Origin of the sequence: Arthrobacter sp. StoSoilA2 (assembly GCF_019977195.1) — a bacterium.
Classification (GTDB): Bacteria; Actinomycetota; Actinomycetes; order Actinomycetales; family Micrococcaceae; genus Arthrobacter.
This window is the reverse complement of record NZ_AP024643.1, coordinates 3683937-3701042: the sequence shown is the minus strand read 5'-3', so window position 1 is coordinate 3701042 and position 17106 is coordinate 3683937. Positions and strand designations below refer to the sequence as shown.

At 64.0% G+C, this 17106-nt stretch carries 15 protein-coding genes; 8 read left to right on the top strand and 7 right to left on the bottom strand.

The window, feature by feature from the left end:
• Both LDN82_RS16835 and LDN82_RS16830 read left to right on the top strand, forming a co-directional pair.
• Nucleotides 1-873 carry a carbohydrate ABC transporter permease gene (locus LDN82_RS16835; RefSeq protein WP_224165102.1) on the top strand — a complete coding sequence of 291 codons (873 nt, stop codon included), beginning with the start codon at nt 1-3 and terminating at the stop codon, nt 871-873.
• Between the two features lie 23 nt (nt 874-896).
• Complete coding sequence (locus LDN82_RS16830) at nt 897-2327, top strand: glycoside hydrolase family 32 protein (RefSeq protein WP_224165101.1); 1431 nt, start codon at nt 897-899, stop codon at nt 2325-2327.
• Nucleotides 2328-2478: 151 nt separating this feature from the next.
• Here the strand turns inward: LDN82_RS16830 and LDN82_RS16825 are convergent, their stop codons facing one another.
• Entirely contained in the window at nt 2479-3540 is a 1062-nt protein-coding gene (locus tag LDN82_RS16825; RefSeq protein WP_224165100.1) for a LacI family DNA-binding transcriptional regulator, read from the bottom strand.
• A gap of 68 nt (nt 3541-3608) precedes the next feature.
• Nucleotides 3609-4229, bottom strand: a complete 621-nt coding sequence (locus LDN82_RS16820; RefSeq protein ID WP_224165099.1) for a DUF2510 domain-containing protein — start codon at nt 4227-4229, stop codon at nt 3609-3611.
• 102 nt (nt 4230-4331) lie between these two features.
• Here LDN82_RS16820 and LDN82_RS16815 point away from each other — a divergent pair, with 102 nt between their 5' ends.
• Nucleotides 4332-4940: a hypothetical protein gene (locus LDN82_RS16815; RefSeq protein WP_224165098.1), complete on the top strand. Its 609-nt coding sequence runs from the start codon at nt 4332-4334 to the stop codon at nt 4938-4940.
• A gap of 18 nt (nt 4941-4958) precedes the next feature.
• Here LDN82_RS16815 and LDN82_RS16810 read toward each other — a convergent pair whose 3' ends face one another.
• Nucleotides 4959-5336, bottom strand: a complete 378-nt coding sequence (locus LDN82_RS16810) for a VOC family protein (RefSeq protein ID WP_224088498.1) — start codon at nt 5334-5336, stop codon at nt 4959-4961.
• A 94-nt stretch (nt 5337-5430) separates the two neighbouring features.
• On the opposite strand from LDN82_RS16810, the gene LDN82_RS16805 reads away from it, so the two are divergent.
• From LDN82_RS16805 to menD, 5 genes are all read left to right on the top strand, one after another.
• On the top strand, nt 5431-6459 hold the full coding sequence (locus LDN82_RS16805; RefSeq protein ID WP_224165097.1) for an o-succinylbenzoate synthase: 1029 nt from the start codon (nt 5431-5433) through the stop codon (nt 6457-6459).
• A gap of 75 nt (nt 6460-6534) precedes the next feature.
• Nucleotides 6535-8625, top strand: a complete 2091-nt coding sequence (locus tag LDN82_RS16800) for a PhoX family phosphatase (protein WP_224165096.1) — start codon at nt 6535-6537, stop codon at nt 8623-8625.
• A gap of 291 nt (nt 8626-8916) precedes the next feature.
• Nucleotides 8917-9216 (top strand): transposase, encoded by a 300-nt coding sequence (locus LDN82_RS16795; protein WP_224090242.1) that lies wholly within the window; start codon nt 8917-8919, stop codon nt 9214-9216.
• The gene (locus LDN82_RS16790) at nt 9114-10130 is read left to right on the top strand and encodes an IS3 family transposase (protein ID WP_224167486.1); all 1017 of its coding nucleotides are present in this window, start codon (nt 9114-9116) and stop codon (nt 10128-10130) included. Before LDN82_RS16795 ends, LDN82_RS16790 begins: the two co-directional genes overlap by 103 nt.
• 249 nt (nt 10131-10379) lie before the next feature.
• Nucleotides 10380-12089 carry a 2-succinyl-5-enolpyruvyl-6-hydroxy-3-cyclohexene-1-carboxylic-acid synthase gene (menD, locus tag LDN82_RS16785; protein ID WP_224165095.1) on the top strand — a complete coding sequence of 570 codons (1710 nt, stop codon included), beginning with the start codon at nt 10380-10382 and terminating at the stop codon, nt 12087-12089.
• 158 nt (nt 12090-12247) lie between these two features.
• On the opposite strand, the gene LDN82_RS16780 is transcribed toward menD, so the two are convergent.
• The 4 genes from LDN82_RS16780 to LDN82_RS16765 form a co-directional block, all read right to left on the bottom strand.
• A complete protein-coding gene (locus LDN82_RS16780; protein ID WP_224088492.1) occupies nt 12248-13285 on the bottom strand; it encodes a 2-keto-3-deoxygluconate permease in 1038 nt (345 codons plus the stop codon).
• A gap of 71 nt (nt 13286-13356) precedes the next feature.
• On the bottom strand, nt 13357-14400 hold the full coding sequence (locus LDN82_RS16775; RefSeq protein ID WP_224165094.1) for an alcohol dehydrogenase catalytic domain-containing protein: 1044 nt from the start codon (nt 14398-14400) through the stop codon (nt 13357-13359).
• A gap of 53 nt (nt 14401-14453) precedes the next feature.
• Nucleotides 14454-15752 carry a four-carbon acid sugar kinase family protein gene (locus tag LDN82_RS16770; RefSeq protein WP_224165093.1) on the bottom strand — a complete coding sequence of 433 codons (1299 nt, stop codon included), beginning with the start codon at nt 15750-15752 and terminating at the stop codon, nt 14454-14456.
• A gap of 1 nt (nt 15753) precedes the next feature.
• Complete coding sequence (locus LDN82_RS16765) at nt 15754-17019, bottom strand: RuBisCO large subunit C-terminal-like domain-containing protein (RefSeq protein WP_224165092.1); 1266 nt, start codon at nt 17017-17019, stop codon at nt 15754-15756.
• Nucleotides 17020-17106 lie beyond the last annotated feature (87 nt).

The following is a 17106-nucleotide window of genomic DNA, read 5'->3' as shown; positions in this document are numbered from 1 at the left end:
ATGACCCTCATTTCAGAACGTGTTGAAACCACGGCGCCTGTGGTTACGCGCAAGAAGCGCGACTGGTCAGTCGTGGGGCGCGTCGCCGCCTTGCTGATCGCGGCCGTCTTTGTCCTGGGCCCCGTTCTCTGGACGCTATCCACCTCGCTGCGGCCGCCGTCGGAATCCTTCAAATTGCCGCCGGCATTCCTGCCCCTGAACCCTGATATCGCGTCCTACCAGCAGGTGTTCAAGCAGCTCAATATTGTGCAACTGGTCCTGAACAGTGCCCTGGTGACCGGACTGATCGCCGTCGGACAGATGGTGACCGCAGCCCTTGCTGGATACGCCTTCGCCCACCTTCGTTTTAGGGGACGGGGCGCGTTGTTCTCGATAGTACTGGCCACCATGATGGTGCCCGCGCAGGTGACGATCGTGCCCGTGTTCATGCTGATCCGCGGCGTCGGGCTCTCGGATACGCTGCTCGCCTTGATCATTCCGGCCATCCCGACGGCGTTCGGCACCTTCCTCATGCGCCAGTACTTTCTGGGATTGCCGGGTGAGCTCGCTGAAGCGGCTGCGATCGACGGCGCCTCGCCGTGGCGAACCTTCCGGTCCGTGTACGCACCACTGGCCATGCCGGGCCTGGCGATCGTGGGCATCCTGGCGTTCAACTTCCACTGGAACGAGTTCTTCAGGCCGCTCATCATGACCATCTCCGAGCAGAACTTCACGCTGCCCCTGGGCCTGGTCTCCCTCCAAGGCAACCTCGGCACCGGAAGCATCTCCGTGGTGCTGGCCGGCGTCGTTCTCTCCATGATTCCCGCGCTGGTGGTGTTCATGTTCGGCCAGCGCGCACTGCAGGACGGACTCACCGCTGGAACGGGCAAGTAACCTCTCTGATTGAAAGGGTTCCAGTGACGGACCTTGCACTTTTTGATTCCCTGTTGCCTGCTTCGACGCACCCGGATCCGGCCTTCCCGCGGTTCCACCCGCGGCCGGCCCAAGGCTGGATCAACGATCCCAACGGCATCAGCTACATCAACGGCCGGTACCACGTCTTCTTCCAGTACAACCCGGAATCGGCCCGACACTCCCAGATCCAGTGGGGACACGTGAGTTCTTCGGATCTAGTCCATTGGGAGGAGCACCCGGTCGCGCTGTCGCCGCAGCCGGACGGTCCCGATTCCGCGGGTTGCTGGACAGGCGTGGTGACCTCAGATGGTGGCATTCCGACCGCGGCCTACTCGGGCGTTCGCGATCATGGAGGACATTCGCAGGTAGTCATTGCGCGCGGTTCTTCCGACATGGTGACCTGGGAGCAGACCGGCCACGTCGCCGCGTCCATGCCCTCCGATGCTCTGGTCACCGCCGTCCGCGATCCCTTCATCTTCCACTTCAACGGTTCTCGCTACGCCATCCAAGGAGCGGGTCTGTCTGATGGGCGCGCCGCTTTGCTGCTGTACACAGTGGAGTCCCTTGACGACTGGAAGTACCAAGGGATTTGGCTGACCTCTGCTGATCCCGTTGCTGCGGTTCACACGCCGGCGGAGATTTGGGAATGCCCGCAACTGGTGCAAGTGCCGGACTCTTCGGGTGGCTCAGCCTGGGTGATGATGTTCTCGCTCTGGCTGTCCGGCGACGACCACGAGCACGCCAACGGGGTTGGGCACCTGATCGGCTCCCTTTCCGCGGACCCCGTCTCCGGGCTGCCGGTGTTCGTGCCTTCTTCCGGTGGGAAGTCCGATCTTGGCCGCGATTTTTATGCGCCGCAGGTCGTCCAGTTCTCTTACGGTTCTTCGCCTGCCGCTTTGTTGTGGGGTTGGGCCAACGAAGGTCCCGGACGCGACGGTCGCCGTGGCCGTACCCAGGAAGAAATTGACGACGCCGGATGGTCGGGTGTGCTGACACATCCTCGCCTCCTGACCGTGGTTGATGGGGCACTGGCTGTTTCCCCGGCGCCGGAAGTGTTGGCATATAGGGGTGCTGCTGTAGCTACGGGTGCTGTGGGCTCGGTAGTGGTTCCCGCGTTAGCCGAGGTGCTCGTGACGGGCGGTGCTGTGTCCTCTGGTGACGTGACTTCCGGTGATGTGTCTTCCGGTGATGTGGAGCTGGTGCTGGTTTCGGGTTCAGAGGGTGACTCCGCAGACAGGCAAGTGGTCTACTCGGGTGCATTGGCTCCAGGGGAGGAGCTTCGGATCTTCATCGATGCTTCCCTGGTGGAGGTCTACCGCTCCGGCTCGGTTGCCACGACGCTCCGCGCCTACCCGGCTCCCGGGGAGGAATGGCAGCTCACCCTGCCTGGCCACGCAACTGCCGACGTATGGGAGTTGGCGCTCCCGGAGTAGGCGGCAGGCCGACGTCGTGCGTTGTGGGGCCTGATGGGCGTGGTTTGTTGGTGTTTTGGGGCTACGACGTCGGAAGCCCGCTATTCCGTTGTTGCCCAACAACGGAATAGCGGCCCCGCAACGGCGTTGCCCTGCAGTTCAGGCTCCCTGCTCAGCGAGTTGGCGCAGGGCCTGTTGATTCCCGGATAACAAGGCGGCACGGGACCATAGTTTCCACGCTCGTCTCGGCTGCGTCGTCTGTGCCAGCGGATACGCCTTCGATGGTATCCAGAAGCGTTGTCATGGCTGCGCGTCCGATCTCACGCAGCGGCAGGGCCATGGTGGTGAGGGCGGGGACCATGGTGTCGGCGATGCGTGCTTCGTCGTCGTAACCCATCACCGAGAGATCCGTGGGGATATTCAGGCCCAACCGGGCGGCGGCCAAGGCAACGCCGATTGCCAGGCGGTCATTCGCGCACATGATGGCCGTGGGCCGCTCAGCCGGGGACACGCCGTCGAGCAGTTTCATGGCGCCGTGGAAACCGGCGTCGATGTCCCAACCCGCCATGGTGATCCGATCCGCGCGAACCGACAGGCCTGCAGCGGCATACGCGTCCCGATAGCCCTCAACCCGCAGCGGAGCGGCCGGGGAGTCCTCAGCGCCGGCGAGCAAGGCGATGTCCCGATGGCCGAACTGCAGCAGGTGTTCGGTAGCTTCCCTGCCGCCGGTGATCTCGTCCGGGATAACGTGATGAAGTTGAGGTTTGGAGTTGCTGTCGTAGCAATTGGCCAGGACTGAAGGGACCCGCAGCATGCCGTGGGGGACGTCCAGCGGCTTCAAGCCCACGGTCACGTACATGAGCCCGTCCACCTGGCGGTCCAGGAGGGTTTCGATAGCGCTCGCATCCCGGGCGGCGTCGCGCTCGGTGTCCATGACGACGGTGACGAAGCCGCGGCTACGGGCGACGTCGTCTGCGCCGCCGATGATGTTGCCGTCGAAGGGGCTGACCACAACTTCGTCGGACACGATGCCGATCACCCGGGAGCGCTGGTTCCGCAGGCTGAGCGCGATCGCGTTGGGGGAATAGTTGAGTTCCTGGGCGGCCAAACGGATCCGGTCCTGGCTCTCCTTGGCCACGTTGCCGTCGCCGCGGCCATTGAGCACCAGCGAGACCGCGCTCCTGGACACCCCCGCCCTTTTGGCGACGTCCAGTGCAGTGGCCTTGCGGTTCATCGGGAAGTCCTTCCATCCTTCATTTGTCAGCAGTCTACCTAACGCGTGTGAGGACGGCGCCGAGGACACTAGGCGTTTATCGAATAACCGATCTGGCTATACAGCGACTGCATCATCGTCGACATCCAGATGCCTGCCACGATCAAGGACAACACGAATGTGCCAATGAGAGCCCACACCGGCCCCATCCCGCGGCCAGGGGCGACCTTCAGGACAATCACCGTGCGGCCAATGATGTACACAGCGGGGCTCAGGAAGCACCATGCCCAGTGGAAGGGACGGACGACGCCGGAACGGGCCAGCCGCCGATAGTCCAAGAAGGCCATCAGGACAGATACGCCATACGTAACGAGCCCTGACGCCTGGAGCAGGAAGTAGCCGGGCGTGTAGATCGACATGGGGTCCAGCGTCGTCATGCGCTGCCGGGTAGTTATGTATCGGAATTCCGGCTGCCAGGTGAGCATCAGCAGGAGCGGCACCAGCGGCAGCAGCACCACGGCCCAAATGAAGGGGTTGAGCACAGGGGTCTGGTTGCTGATCAGGACGCGCTGGAGCGGCATGAACTGCGCGGTGGCAGGGGCAAGATGAGGTGTCCACTGAACCCCGTCCCACCAGCGCATCTGCTGCGGAAAGGAAGGATCCGGGTACCAACCGGCGGGCGTCGTGGAACCGTTGGGTGTGTGCGTCATATTTCCCCTGAAATGAGTCGTGAATCAGAGGATAGCGCGGTTCCCTTCCTCCGTTCGGAAGGAACCCTCCCTTTAGCTTTCGTGGCGGTGTAAGGATGGAGCATGACGTTCTTCGACGATCTTCCAGAGCCACCCCAACGTCCGCGCCAACCCCAGCCACTCCGCCCCGGTTGGTCTGGTCCGCCGTCGGACGAGCTGCCTGGCGTGGTGCACATCGGCGAGTTCGTTTACAACAGCCGACAGATGGTGATGGCCCTGAAGCTGGTTGAGGTGTATTCCACGGGATGTACTTTGGACCTCGTGTGGTCGGTTCGCCGCGGCGACGAGTCGGACCGGGAGTGGCGTGACGTCATGGACCAGTCCTTCAACCGTCCCCGTTCAAGCCTTGATACCGGCACGGGACTGCAGCTCGGGGTCGCTTTCCCCGATGGGCGCAAGGCGGTTGCAGCCGGTCCCGGGCCGTCGATGCACGAGGGGGCTGACGACGTCACAGGTCCCGTGCTGACTACGCTGGGCGGCGGCGGGGGGAGCGGCAACGATGAAATCGTTCAGTCCACGGCCCACTACTGGCTGTGGCCCCTGCCCCTCGATGGAGACACGCGGGTAGTTGCTCGGTGGGATGCGATCGGAATGCCCGAAAGTTCCCTTGCCTTGTCCGGTGAGCAGTTGGGTCAGGGACTCGGGAAGGTCCGCAGGTACTGGTCCGACTAACGTGGTCCTGCTATCTGATCAGGGCTCCAGCCGCTTACGCAGGAGGCAGAACTCATTGCCCTCAGGGTCCGCCAGGACATGCCATTGCTCGTTTCCGGTCTGCCCGACGTCAGCAGGGCGGGCGCCGAGGGCGAGCAAACGTTCCAGTTCGGCGTCCTGGTCCCTGTCGACGGGATTGACGTCAATGTGCAGGGGAAGTCTTCCAGTCCGCGGGTCGCTGCTGGGACTCAGGATGATGGTGGGCTGCAGGCCGCCGAACCCGACGTCCGGAGGGCCGATCTCGATCGCGCCATCTTCCCGGTCGAGCTCGACGTAACCGAGGACGTCGCTCCAAAACCGCGCCAGCACTTCGGGATCGGCACAGTGGAGGACCAGTTCGCTGATACGGCATGACATGGAACCCAGTGTACGGATTGTTGGAATGGACGAGTTATCCACTTAGCCTGATTGGCCAGCCTTTGGCGCCAGGAGCCGCCGGTACAGTGGCAATATGCCTGCTCGCCTTCCCGATTTGCCGCCGCTCGAAGAACTCCTCGACAACGCCCACGTTGTTTCACTGCCCATGCGCGTGAAGTTCCGCGGAATTATGGAGCGGGAAACACTCCTCTTGAAAGGGCCACTCGGTTGGGGCGAATTCTGCCCCTTCCCGGAATACGACGACGACGAATCCTCGCGCTGGCTCGCTGCCGCCCTGGAAGCGGGCTGGACTGGTTTCCCTCCACCGCTCAGGGACAGCATCCCCGTGAACGCCACCGTTCCCGCAGTTCCCGCCGAACGCGTGCCGGAAGTACTTGCTCGTTTCGGCCGGGTGGATGCCGTCAAGATCAAGGTAGCCGAGCGTGGTCAATCCCTTGCCGACGACCTCGCAAGGGTCACCGCCGTGCGCGACGCCCTTCCCGACGCCGCCATCCGCATCGACGCGAACGGGGGCTGGGATGTTGACCGCGCTGTAGAGGCATTGGGCAAACTGTCAGTTGCCGGACTTGAATACGCGGAACAGCCTGTACCGGACATTGGGGGCCTGGCTGAGGTGCGCCGTCGGCTAGCCGCTGCGGGAACGCCCGTCCTGGTAGCCGCCGACGAAAGCGTCCGCAAAGAAGCCGACCCCCTTCGCGTGGCGAGGGCGGGGGCTGCGGACCTTATCGTCGTCAAAGTCGCGCCGCTCGGTGGAGTGGCACGTGCCCTGGACATTGTCGCCCAAGCCGGCCTTCCCGCCGTCGTCAGCTCCGCCCTCGATACCTCCATTGGGATCCGCGCCGGTCTGGCGCTCGCCGCCGCGCTGCCTTCGCTGCCATACGCCTGCGGGCTCGGCACCGTTTCGCTCTTTGCGTCGGACATCACCCTGGATCCCTTGGTCCCCGACGACGGCGCCATCCGCCTTCGCGAGGCCGCCGCCGATCCCGGGCTGCTGGAGCAGTACGCGGCTCCGGGGGAACGTCGCGACTGGTGGTTGGAGAGGCTGCGGCGCGTACATTCGACGCTCGCTTCCTCCCAAGAAGACCTGTTCACCGAAACTTAACCAGAGAGTCCTCTCGGATTCGGATTGCGCTGAAAGGCTCAGCGGGAACCTCGTACATTCTCTGGAAGGTCCCCCATGTCTGATACCACCGGACGCACGTTCCCGCTGCTGCCAATGTTCGGCCACACCAAAGGCAAACGCAGTGCCGTCACCTGCGCTCTCAAGTGCGACAACGCCTGCGCGGGCGATGTTTGCAACACCAGCTCCAACGGCTACTTCCGCGACATCGCCTCCACGGCGATGACCCGCCGCGCCGCCCTGGGGCTTGGCGCCGCCGGTGCGCTCGCCGTCGTTCTTGGTAGTGCGGTGACTGGTGCCGAACCTGCGGTCGCCGATGCCGGTAACGGTTTGTCGGACGCGGCGAAGAAGGGTTTCGAAAAGTCCAAGCTTCAGTTCACGGCAATCAAGCCGGTTGACGCTGCCGTCGACGCTGTCACGGTTCCGGAGGGGTTCGACTGGAAGCCGATCATCCGTTGGGGTGACCCCCTTTTCGCCGACTCGTCGGCCTTCAACCTCAACGCGCAGACCGCTGCCGCCCAGGCCCGCCAATTCGGCTACAACAACGACTACACGGACATCATCCCGGTTCCCGGGTCCAAGGGTCGTCGAGCCGTATTGTTCACGAACCACGAATACACCAATGAGAACATCATGCTGCCGGCAGGTTTTGACGCCGCCGAAGCCCGTGCAATTGGCCGGGCCGGTCACGGCCTGACGGTGGTGGAGTTGGAGCGCAAGAACAAGAACAAGCCGTGGAACTATGTCCAGGGAGCACCCCTGAACCGCCGCTTCCTCACGGACACCGTCTACGAACTGACTGGCGCTGCTGCAGGAACCAACCTGGTCAAGACAATCGATGACCCGGAAGGCCGCTGGATCAAGGGAACCTTGGGCAACTGCTCCGGCGGAACCACTCCATGGGGAACTATCCTTTCCGGCGAGGAGAACTTCAACGGCTACTTTGCCGCACCCGGCACCAGTGACGGCGACAAGCGCTACGGCATATCTGCGAAGCCGACCACGCGTCAGTGGGAACTCGACGAGCCGCGCTTCGACACGCGCAACGCCGGCTACGCCAACGAGACCAACCGCTTCGGCTGGATCGTCGAAGTTGACCCCTTCGACCCCACCTCGACTCCGAAGAAGCACTCCGCCATGGGCCGCTTCAAGCATGAGGGCGCCAACGTGATTGTCGCTCCGTCTGGCCAGGTTGTGGCGTACATGGGTGACGACGAACGCTTTGATTACCTCTACAAGTTCGTGTCCAAGGGCAAATACCAGCCCGGCGACTCAGCGGAAGCCCGCAAGAACAACATGGGCCTCCTCTCCGAAGGTGATCTCTACGTTGCCCGTTTCACGGGAGACTCCCCGGCTGCAGAAATTGATGGCACGGGCAAGGTCCCTTCCGACGGCGCCTTTGACGGCACCGGCGAGTGGTTGCCGCTGGTGGTGGGTGGCGTCTCGGCAGTTCCCGGCATGTCCGTTGCTGAAGTCCTCGTCTACACGCGTCTTGCCGCTGACAAGGTTGGACCCACCAAGATGGACCGCTGCGAAGACGTCCAGCCCAACCTGCTCACCGGCAAGGTTTACGTGGCCTGCACCAACAACTCGGACCGCGGCAAGGCCGGCAAGGAAGGCGCCACCGAGGTCAACCCCCGTGCGCTGAACCGTGACGGCCACATCGTGGAAATCACCGAAGGCCCGGACCAGACGGGCACCAAATTCAACTGGACCCTGCTGTTGGTGGCCGGTGACCCCGCCAAGAACACGTCCACGTACTTCTCCGGATTCCCGGCAGACAAGGTATCCCCGATCTCCTGCCCGGACAACGTAGCCTTCGACTCCGTGGGCAACCTCTGGATCTCCACCGATGGTGCACCGTCCACTATTGGCTACGCAGATGGGCTGTTCAAGGTCACCCTCGAAGGGTCCGAACGCGGAAAGGTGGAGCAGTTCCTGGCCGTCCCGCGCGATGCCGAAACCTGTGGTCCGATCATCCACGATGAAGAGCGCACCGTTTTCGTCGCCGTTCAGCACCCGGGCGAGGAAGGAACGTTCGCTGACCAGCACTCGTTCTTCCCGGACTATGTAGACGCTGGAGCCACGCCCGCTGCCGGTGCGGTTCGGGCTCCGCGGCCGTCGATCGTCCAGGTGTTCCGCAAGTAGCACTAACCCCGGAACGCTCCTCTGCCTGGGATCTCCAAGCAGGGGAGCGCTCCGCGTCACCGATGCTCTCTCACTTCCTGCGTCGTTTTGACGGTTGTTCTATCACTTCCCGCGTTGTTGTGACGATCGTTCTCTCACTTCCCGCGTTGTTGTGACGGTCGTTCTCTCACTTCCTGCGTCGTTTTGACGATTGTTCTCTCACTTCCCGCGGGGTGCTGGGCGATCCTTTTCATGGCACAGAGTTGCGGCCGTATGGTTTTCTGAGACAGCTTGATGGGAGATTCGTTTCAGATGACCACGCCCAGAAGAAAATATGATGCCGCTTTCCGTGAGGAAGCAGTGCGGCTGGTGCTGTCCACGAACCGTTCGGTGAAGCAGGTCGCCGAGGAGATCGGGGTGAAGGAAAGCACGCTGGGGAACTGGCTTCACCGACATCGGGAACGTCAACCAAATGCCCCTGTCCCGTCCGAGGACAGGGGCCCGGTTGCCTGGGAAGAACACCAAAAGGCCTTGGCCGAGAACGCCAGGTTGAAGGCCGAGGTCGAGTTCCTGGGAAAAGTCAGCGCCTTCTTTGCCGCGAAGCAAAAGTAGAGGATTTCTACGAGTTCATCGAAGCGGAGAAGGCCAACCATTCAGTGGTGTGGCTGTGCCGGGCATTGAAGGTTTCCCGGGCCTCGTTCTATCGGTGGCGCAACCCCGCCGGGCCCTCACCACGTGCCGTGCGGCATGAGGATCTGGTCACCGCGGTCACCGACCTCTATACGAAGGAGGAAGGCCGTGCCGGACGGGACCAGTTGGCCTTGTTGCTGAACGCGGCCGGGACCAAGGTCTCCGCCCCAACCGTCGGAGCCATCATGCGCGAGACCGGTCTGCGTGCCATCCGAACTCGGGCCTGGAAACAGACCACGGTCCAGGACCCGCAGGCCAAGACCGCCCACATCGAGAACCACATGCTCGACACCGACGGCAAACGCGACTTCACCTCCACCGTGCCCGGGACCCGTCTGGTCGGCGATATCACCTACCTGCGCACCGGCGAAGGCTGGCTCTACCTGGCCACCGTCATCGATCTGTTCTCCGGCATGGTCATTGGCTGGTCCATGGCCGGACACATGCGTGCGAGCCTGTGCACCGCGGCCCTGCAGATGGCCCGGAACCACGGCCGCTTCGCCGAGGATTCTGTGGTCTTCCACTCCGACCGCGGCGCCCAGTACACCTCTGAGGAATTCCAGCAATGGTGCGGCACGAACGCGGTCACTCAGTCCATGGGCAAGGTAGGGGTGTGCTGGGACAACGCGGTCGCCGAGAACTTCTTCTCCCACCTCAAAACCGAGTTCTACCACCACCACCGCTTCGGTTCCAGGCTCGCCGCCCGGACCGCCGTGATGGACTACATCGAGGGCTGGTACAACCGCCGCCGACCCAACCGCCGGGCCGGCGGCGCACCACCCGTAACAGCCCACACCGCTTACCAAACCACCGTTCAGGGACCCCTGGCCGCCTAACCAACAACAACGAGAACTGTCTCACAAACTTGACGAGCGCAAGTGTGAGAGCGCATCGGGTGGGAGCCGGGTGGATGTGAGCGCGCATCGGGTGGGAGCCGGTTGGATGTGAGAGCGCATCGGGTGGGAGCCGGGTGGATGTGAGAGCGCATCGGGTGGGAGCCGGGTGGATGTGAGAGCGCATCGGGTGGACGCCGGTTGGATGTGAGAGCGCGATTGGGGTCCCGCCTGCGCCAATAGACTGGAACGGTGACTTCACAGGACTCTCTGACATCCATCGCCGCCGCCAGAATCGCCGTGACTGCACTGCTCGACGGCGGTGTGCGGCACGTGGTGGTGGCGCCGGGTTCGCGTTCCGCGCCCATGGCCTACGCCCTTGCGGAGGCAGAAGCGGCGGGCAAAGTTCTTCTGCATGTCCGGATCGATGAACGGGATGCCGGATTCACGGCGCTTGGACTCGCCCTCGCAACCGAAGCGCCGGCCGCTGTCCTGACAACCTCGGGTACCGCCGTCGGGAATCTGCTGCCCGCCGTGATGGAGGCCAACCACGCGGCCGTGCCGCTGGTGGTCGTCTCGGCAGACAGGCCGGAGGAGCTTCACGGAACCGGGGCGAACCAGACCACAATCCAACTGGACCTGTTCGGCGATCACGTCCGCTTCGCCGTCGACGTCGCCGCGGGGGACAACCCGCAACGGGCAGTTGCCACAGCGCTGTATGCTGCCACGGGCGCCCTCGAGGACACGCCGCCGGGACCCGTGCAAGTGAACCTCGCGTTCCGCGACCCGTTGGTTCCAGGCGCGGGCGATGCCCTTCCCACCGCCGCTGGCCACAGCGTTTTCCATTACGACGCCGGCCCCCAGGCGCTCGATCTTCCGGCGGCTTCGAGCGAGCTCGCCGAACGACGCACCGTGGTTCTCGCAGGCCACGACGCCGGTCCTGTGGCCGAGGCCTTCGCACGCGTACACGGCCTTCCCCTCCTTGCCGAACCTTCGTCCAACGCGCGATTCGGTCCGAATGCCGTGGGCCCGTACCGGGTGTTGCTGGAGCATTTTGGTCCGGGGTCGGCTACACCGATCGAGCGCGTGGTCCTGTTCGGCAGGGCCACCCTTTCCAGGCCAGTGGCCGCGCTCTTGGCACGTCCCGCTATCGAATCCGCCATTTACCAGCCGGTCCCTGTGGCCTGGTACGAGGCTGGACGACGCCGCGAAACACCCATTGAAACCCTCCCCGAGTTGGCCGCGTTCGCCGGCCGGGGCTCTGCAGAGTGGCTGGATTCATGGCTCCTGGCCGGGGCCGCCGCCCAACATGCCTTGGATGGAATATTGGCTGGGGAGTCGACTGCCAATGGGCCTTCCGTCGGAGCCACCGTCTGGGAGCACTCGCGCGGGAAATTGGTTCTCGGCTCCTCCAACGGGATCCGGGACGTGGATCTCGCAGGCCAACCACACCCCGACCCCATCGCCACTGTCTACGCCAACCGCGGCCTCGCCGGCATCGATGGCACCATCGCCACCGCTACGGGAATTGCCCTCGGAAGCGGCCGAGAAACCACGCTTCTCCTTGGCGACGTCACGTTCCTCCACGACGCCGGCGGACTACTCTTGGGCCAGGGCGAGCCCATCCCCGATCTTCGGATCGTGGTCCTTAACGACTCCGGCGGCGCCATCTTCAGCCTCCTCGAGCACGGCGCGGTGGAGGACTCGGGGGCCTACGGCACCGCCGTCGAACGCCTCTTCAGCACGCCACACTCGGTGGACATCGCGGCACTCGCGGCCGCATACGGCGTCGGACATAAGGCGGTAAGTACGACGGCGGAACTCGCGGAGGCGCTCAAGTCGCCGCTGAAGGGACGCACGATTGTGGAGGTGCGCGTGGACCGGGCAGGCCTACGGGCACTTCATGCCCGCATCAAGGAAGCAGTCTCCGGTGCCGTGGGCAAGGTGTTGACCGCGGGCTAGAGGGATCACGTCGGCATTTCGCGGAGCTTCGGTTGGGACGCTTCAGCACCTGGCTGCCACCCTTGCCGGCGGTATTCCTTGGCGACGACGGATACGGATACGGATATGGGGAAGCGGGGCGTGCATTGTGCACGCCCCGCCCATTTCCTTTAGTACTGCTAGGTCAGTTCCGGGGTACTACCTACATGTTTGGGGGCTGGTACCTCCTGCTCGGGAGAGTTGTCTTCGCTGCCCGCTGGGCCCGCCTTTTTCTGCACCCGCTTGGCCCATGCTGAGGTCACGATCGGGCAGAGCACAGCGGAGACGACGACCGAGGCTGCGACGAGGACGGTGGCGTGTTCTGCTGCTGGGGCGTAGACAGGGTTGGCTGTGGCGATGATTGCCGGAACGAGGGCTGCGTTGCCGGCCGTGGTTGCTGCGGCGAGGCCCGCGACGCCGTCGCCGCCGGTGAGTTTGTCTGCGAGGAGCAGTACCGCTCCTCCGACGAAGACCACGAACAGGCCGAGGGCGATGCCGAGCAGTCCGGCTTCGACGACTGCGTTGAGGTTGATGGTCAGGCCGAGGGCGAGGCCCAGGAACGGCACCATCGCTGGTACCAGCGGAGCCAGCAGGTGTCGCATGTTCTTGTCGAGGTTTCCGAGGAGCATGCCCAGTGCGAGGGGGAGGATGGCGCCGACGAGTGCCTGCCAGGGGAAGGCGGCGAGACCTGCGATCCCCAGGGTGACCATTGTCAGGAAGGGCCCTGATTCCAGAGACAGGATGGAGTAGGCTCCGGCGTCGCGTTTGCGGCCGAACTGTCCCATGAGGGAGATGTAGAGACCTCCGTTGGTGTCGTTCAGGGCTGCGACCAGCGCGAGGGTTGACAGGCCGGCGAGGATTCCGTGTTCGATGGGAGCTTCGCCAAGGAATCGGCCAGCGATGACGCCGATGAGAACTGCGAAGAGAATTTTCGAGCCGAGGAGCACGCCGCCCTTTTTGAGGATGTAGGGCGTGGACTTGACCTCTAGTGTTGCGCCGAGGCAGACGAAGAATACAGCCAGCAGCGGTGCCAGGCCGGTGAAGAAGGCACCTGTGAAGGATCCAAAGAATTTGCCAGCGTCCGGGGCGAGGGTGTGGATGACGGCGCCGATGCCGAGTGGCACCAGCATCATTCCGCCGGGGACCTTTTCCAAGGCTTTCTTGATGGGAATCGACATTGATTTCTCCTGTGAATGGCTGGGGTGGGCTTGGTCCGCGGGTTCCTGGTGGGTGCGCGGGTGGGGGGTGTTTAGCCGAGGCCGGGGATGAGCAGGACTTTGCAGGCGTCTCCCGTGAGGAGCTCTACTGCTTCGTCGATTTCGCTCAGCTTCTTGCGGTGGGTGATGAGCCAGTCGAGTTCGAGCTTGCCGGAGTCCAGCAGCAGCAGGCTCTGTTCCCAGGTTTCCCAGAGCCGGCGGCCGAAGATTCCGCGAAGGGTGATGCCCTTCTTGTTGATGTATGCGGCGATATCGACCTCAGCCGGGCGGCTGGGGTGACCGACGGTGATGACCGTGGCTTCCCGGCGGACGGCTTCGAAAAGAGTGGTCAGGGTGCCGGGCGCGCCGGAGCACTCGAAGGCGACGTCGAATCCGCCACGGCGGCCGGTGAGTTCCCGGCAGCGTTCAATGATGCCGTCGTTGGGGTGCAGGGCGGTCGCTCCGAGTTTTTCGGCCTGAGCGCGGCGGTAGGGGTTGGGGTCAACTGCGATGACGTGGGAGGCGCCCATGAGCAGTGCCAGGTTCACGACGACGAGGCCGACCGGACCTGCACCGCTGACGAGCACAGCCCGGCCTGCGACGGAGTAGTTGGCCCGCTGGATCGCGTGGACGGCGACGCCGGCTGCTTCGAGCAGGGCTCCGGACTCAAGGGACAGACCGGCAGGGAGCTTAACGCAGATGTCCTGGGGGACGGCCGCGTATTCGGCGAAGACGCCGTCGATGTGCATGCCCAGGATGCCGGTGCGTTCGCAGGTGTGTGCGTCGCCGGTTCGGCAGGGGAAGCACTGGCCGCAGGTCAGGTGGCTTTCCAGGGCGACCTGGTCGCCGACCTTCAGTCCGGTGACGCCGGGGCCAACCTCGACGACGGTTCCTGCGCCTTCATGGCCGAGGATGACGGGGAGGTTGAGGTTGAATGCCTGGGCTGAGGGGGTCCATTCGTAGAGTTCGCGGTCGGTGCCGCACAGGGAGGCTGCGCCGACTTCGATGACGACTGAGCCGTCTGTTGCTTTGGGGTCGCCGGCGTCGGTGACGTAGGTGACGCCTCGCTCGGCTGCGTTCTTGACTACTGCCCGCATTGGGGGCCGCCTTTCGTTGGTTCTGGTGATGCGTGGAGGGAATTGCGTGTGGGTCAGCCGTGGAGTTGGCCGGCGAAGCGACGCAGGATGTCGGTCGGGCCGACCTGTCCGCCTTTGAGCAGGAGCCTGCACCCTGCGACGGCTGAGGCGTCGTCGGCTTTCAGGATTGGGCCTGCTGTGACGAACTGGTCCGACACCCGGAGCTGGCGGACGCCCATGGCGATCAGTGCGTGACTGGAAGTATCGCCACCGCAGACGGCGATGTCCCGGGTGAGCCCTGCTGTGGCCATCCTGGCGGCGATGCCACCTATCAGGGTGCCGACGTATCCGGCGTCCAATGGTGTGCTTGTACCGTAGCGGGGGTCTGCCGCGCCGCGGGTGGTGTGAACGACGACGTTTCGTCCTGATCGTAGGGCGGCTGAAACGCGTTCATCGAGGGCCTCGATCCGGGCGGCGTCATCGCGTTGGAGGAGTTCGCCAGGAACCGGGACGTCCACCCAGCCGTTTGAGATCGCGTCCTCGATCTGCTCGGCTGTGGTGCTGGAGGCCGAGGCGCTGACCGCCAGTACAGGTCCCGAGGGTTTTTGCGGGCCGGGAGTGCGCGGGTCTTGGTCTGAGATCGACCTTGCCAGGGCTGCCATGATCCCGCCGGATCCGACCACGATCGAGGGACCGTGACCGTGCTCTTCCCGGGTGAGGGCTTCTGCGACGGTGTCCATGTGGTGTTCGTCCACGGCATCGACCACGAAGGCCTGCGCGCCGGGTTCCCGGCGCCGGTCGGCCCAGGAGTCCTTGAAGGTGCCGTCCTGGTAGGCGGGCAAGTGGATCGCTCCGGGTACCTGGGTTCCGCCGAGCTGTTCGGCCAGGACCTGACGGAGGTCCGCTTCGGACATGGGCGTTGAGGGATGACGGGACATGACCGGGTGACGATCCAGACGGTAGATCTTCCCTGCGTAGGTTGCGTAGTGGTTGCTGAATGCGGTGTACCGGCCAAACGCGGGCTGGGCAGGGACGACGGCGATGGGGCCGTGCAGCGGGAACTGTTCGTGGAGCAGCTGGATCCCGCGGCCGATGCTGCCGATGGTGGGCGAGCTGTCGAAAGTGGAGCAAACCTTGTAGAGCAGCACTTCCAAGTTCAGTGCCGCGATGCCTGCAAGGTCACGGGTGACCAGGTTGTCGAACGCAGCGCCGGACAGCGAGCGTGCCGGACCTGCGAACCCGACGACGTCGGTGTCGGTCGGCAGCGGTGCGTCCCCGATGACAAGCGCAGCTTCGAGCCCGTAGCGGTGGGCTTGGGCGAGGACATCGGCGGCTCCGGTGAGGTCATCGGCGACGAAACCGAAAGCGGTCATCTCAGGCACCTTTCCCGAATGTCTGGACTGCGTGCAGGAGAGCGGCGTCCCCGGTGTGCGCGAGTTGATCCGCTGCGTTTTGCAGAGGCACGCCGTCCACGGCTGCTTCCCATGCCTGGCGGAGACTCCGCACTCCGGCTTCGGGTCCGTCCGGGTGCGCTGCGACGCCGCCGCCGGCGAGCATCATCAGGTCTGTCGAACCAACTGCGTCGAATGTCGGGCCAGGGGTGGTGACGTTCTGACCTGAGGACAAAACAGGAAGCGGTGCAATGGTCTGTCCGAGAGGTTCGAGCAGGCAGCGGATGTTGGAGGCGACCTCCTCATCGAGCTCATAGAACTTGCTGCCCAGTCCGCTTGCGTGAAGGTGGTCTGCGCCGGCCAGACGGGCCATCTGCTGCCATACCCGGTAATCCATGCCCAGCGCTTTGGACCTCATGGAAGCTGCCAGGCCGGCCCGGTGGCCATGGATGGGAACCTCGGCGAAGCTTCGCAACAGCGCCAGTGCGGGCATTCCCATCACTGGAATGTTCAGCATCACGCAGCGGCCGCCGGCTTCAACCACCAGGTCGTGGCGCTTTTGCAGCCCGGCGAGGTCGCCGGTGATGTTGAACGCATACATAGTGGCGTGGCCTGTGAGCTGTTCGGCAGCGCGGATCTCTTCCGTGGCGACGGCGACCCGGCGTTCCAAAGGAAGGTACGCCGGATCAGTCATGAGCTCATCGTCCTTGATCAGGTCGATGGAGGCCATGGCCAGATCACGGACCACGAGCCGGAATTCATCTTCGGAAAGTCCTACGTTGGGCTTGACGATGGTGCCAACCATGACGCCCTGGACATCGCTGATGAGCTTGCGCGTGCCCTCGATACCGAAAGCCGGCCCGGGGTGGGCGGCAACGAAGTCTTCAGGCAGCCGAATGTCCTGAAGCCTGCATGCGTAAAGATCGCCCAGCTCGAAGAGGTTGCCTGCGATGGCTGTCTGCAAAGTGGCCAGGTCCGTGCCGACATTCTCCATCGGGAAGTCAACGGTAACCACGGCAGCGCGGACCTTTTCCGGGTTTGCCCGGGATGTCAGCGAAGGACGGCAGAAGCCAATTTCCTGAACAGCCGAGATCCGCGCTGCGTGTCGCTCCCGGATCCGGGCGGACTCGCCCGGCACCGGCAGGAAGGTGCCGCTGGACTGCTCGCCAGCCATGATGGCAGCGGCCTTCTCCGGGTCAATCTCGGACTCAAGGTAGTAGGTGCAACGCACCGAGCGCGGGTCGCGCATGGACTCTCCAATTCGGGGGATTTGAAACTTACGTATCCGATGTCACCTGCAGGTACTTTCACTTCGCTCTCGCTCCAGTGCGGGCTC

Bases quoted from the DNA above. Each gene is read 5' to 3' on its own strand.
- LDN82_RS16835 (WP_224165102.1), top strand. From the start codon at position 1: ATGACCCTCATTTCAGAACGTGTTGAAACCACGGCGCCTGTGGTTACG.
- LDN82_RS16825 (WP_224165100.1), bottom strand. From the start codon at position 3,540: ATGAACCGCAAGGCCACTGCACTGGACGTCGCCAAAAGGGCGGGGGTG.
- LDN82_RS16820 (WP_224165099.1), bottom strand. From the start codon at position 4,229: ATGACGCACACACCCAACGGTTCCACGACGCCCGCCGGTTGGTACCCG.
- LDN82_RS16815 (WP_224165098.1), top strand. From the start codon at position 4,332: ATGACGTTCTTCGACGATCTTCCAGAGCCACCCCAACGTCCGCGCCAA.
- LDN82_RS16810 (WP_224088498.1), bottom strand. From the start codon at position 5,336: ATGTCATGCCGTATCAGCGAACTGGTCCTCCACTGTGCCGATCCCGAA.
- LDN82_RS16805 (WP_224165097.1), top strand. From the start codon at position 5,431: ATGCCTGCTCGCCTTCCCGATTTGCCGCCGCTCGAAGAACTCCTCGAC.
- LDN82_RS16800 (WP_224165096.1), top strand. From the start codon at position 6,535: ATGTCTGATACCACCGGACGCACGTTCCCGCTGCTGCCAATGTTCGGC.
- LDN82_RS16795 (WP_224090242.1), top strand. From the start codon at position 8,917: ATGACCACGCCCAGAAGAAAATATGATGCCGCTTTCCGTGAGGAAGCA.
- LDN82_RS16780 (WP_224088492.1), bottom strand. From the start codon at position 13,285: ATGTCGATTCCCATCAAGAAAGCCTTGGAAAAGGTCCCCGGCGGAATG.
- LDN82_RS16775 (WP_224165094.1), bottom strand. From the start codon at position 14,400: ATGCGGGCAGTAGTCAAGAACGCAGCCGAGCGAGGCGTCACCTACGTC.
- LDN82_RS16770 (WP_224165093.1), bottom strand. From the start codon at position 15,752: ATGACCGCTTTCGGTTTCGTCGCCGATGACCTCACCGGAGCCGCCGAT.
- LDN82_RS16765 (WP_224165092.1), bottom strand. From the start codon at position 17,019: ATGCGCGACCCGCGCTCGGTGCGTTGCACCTACTACCTTGAGTCCGAG.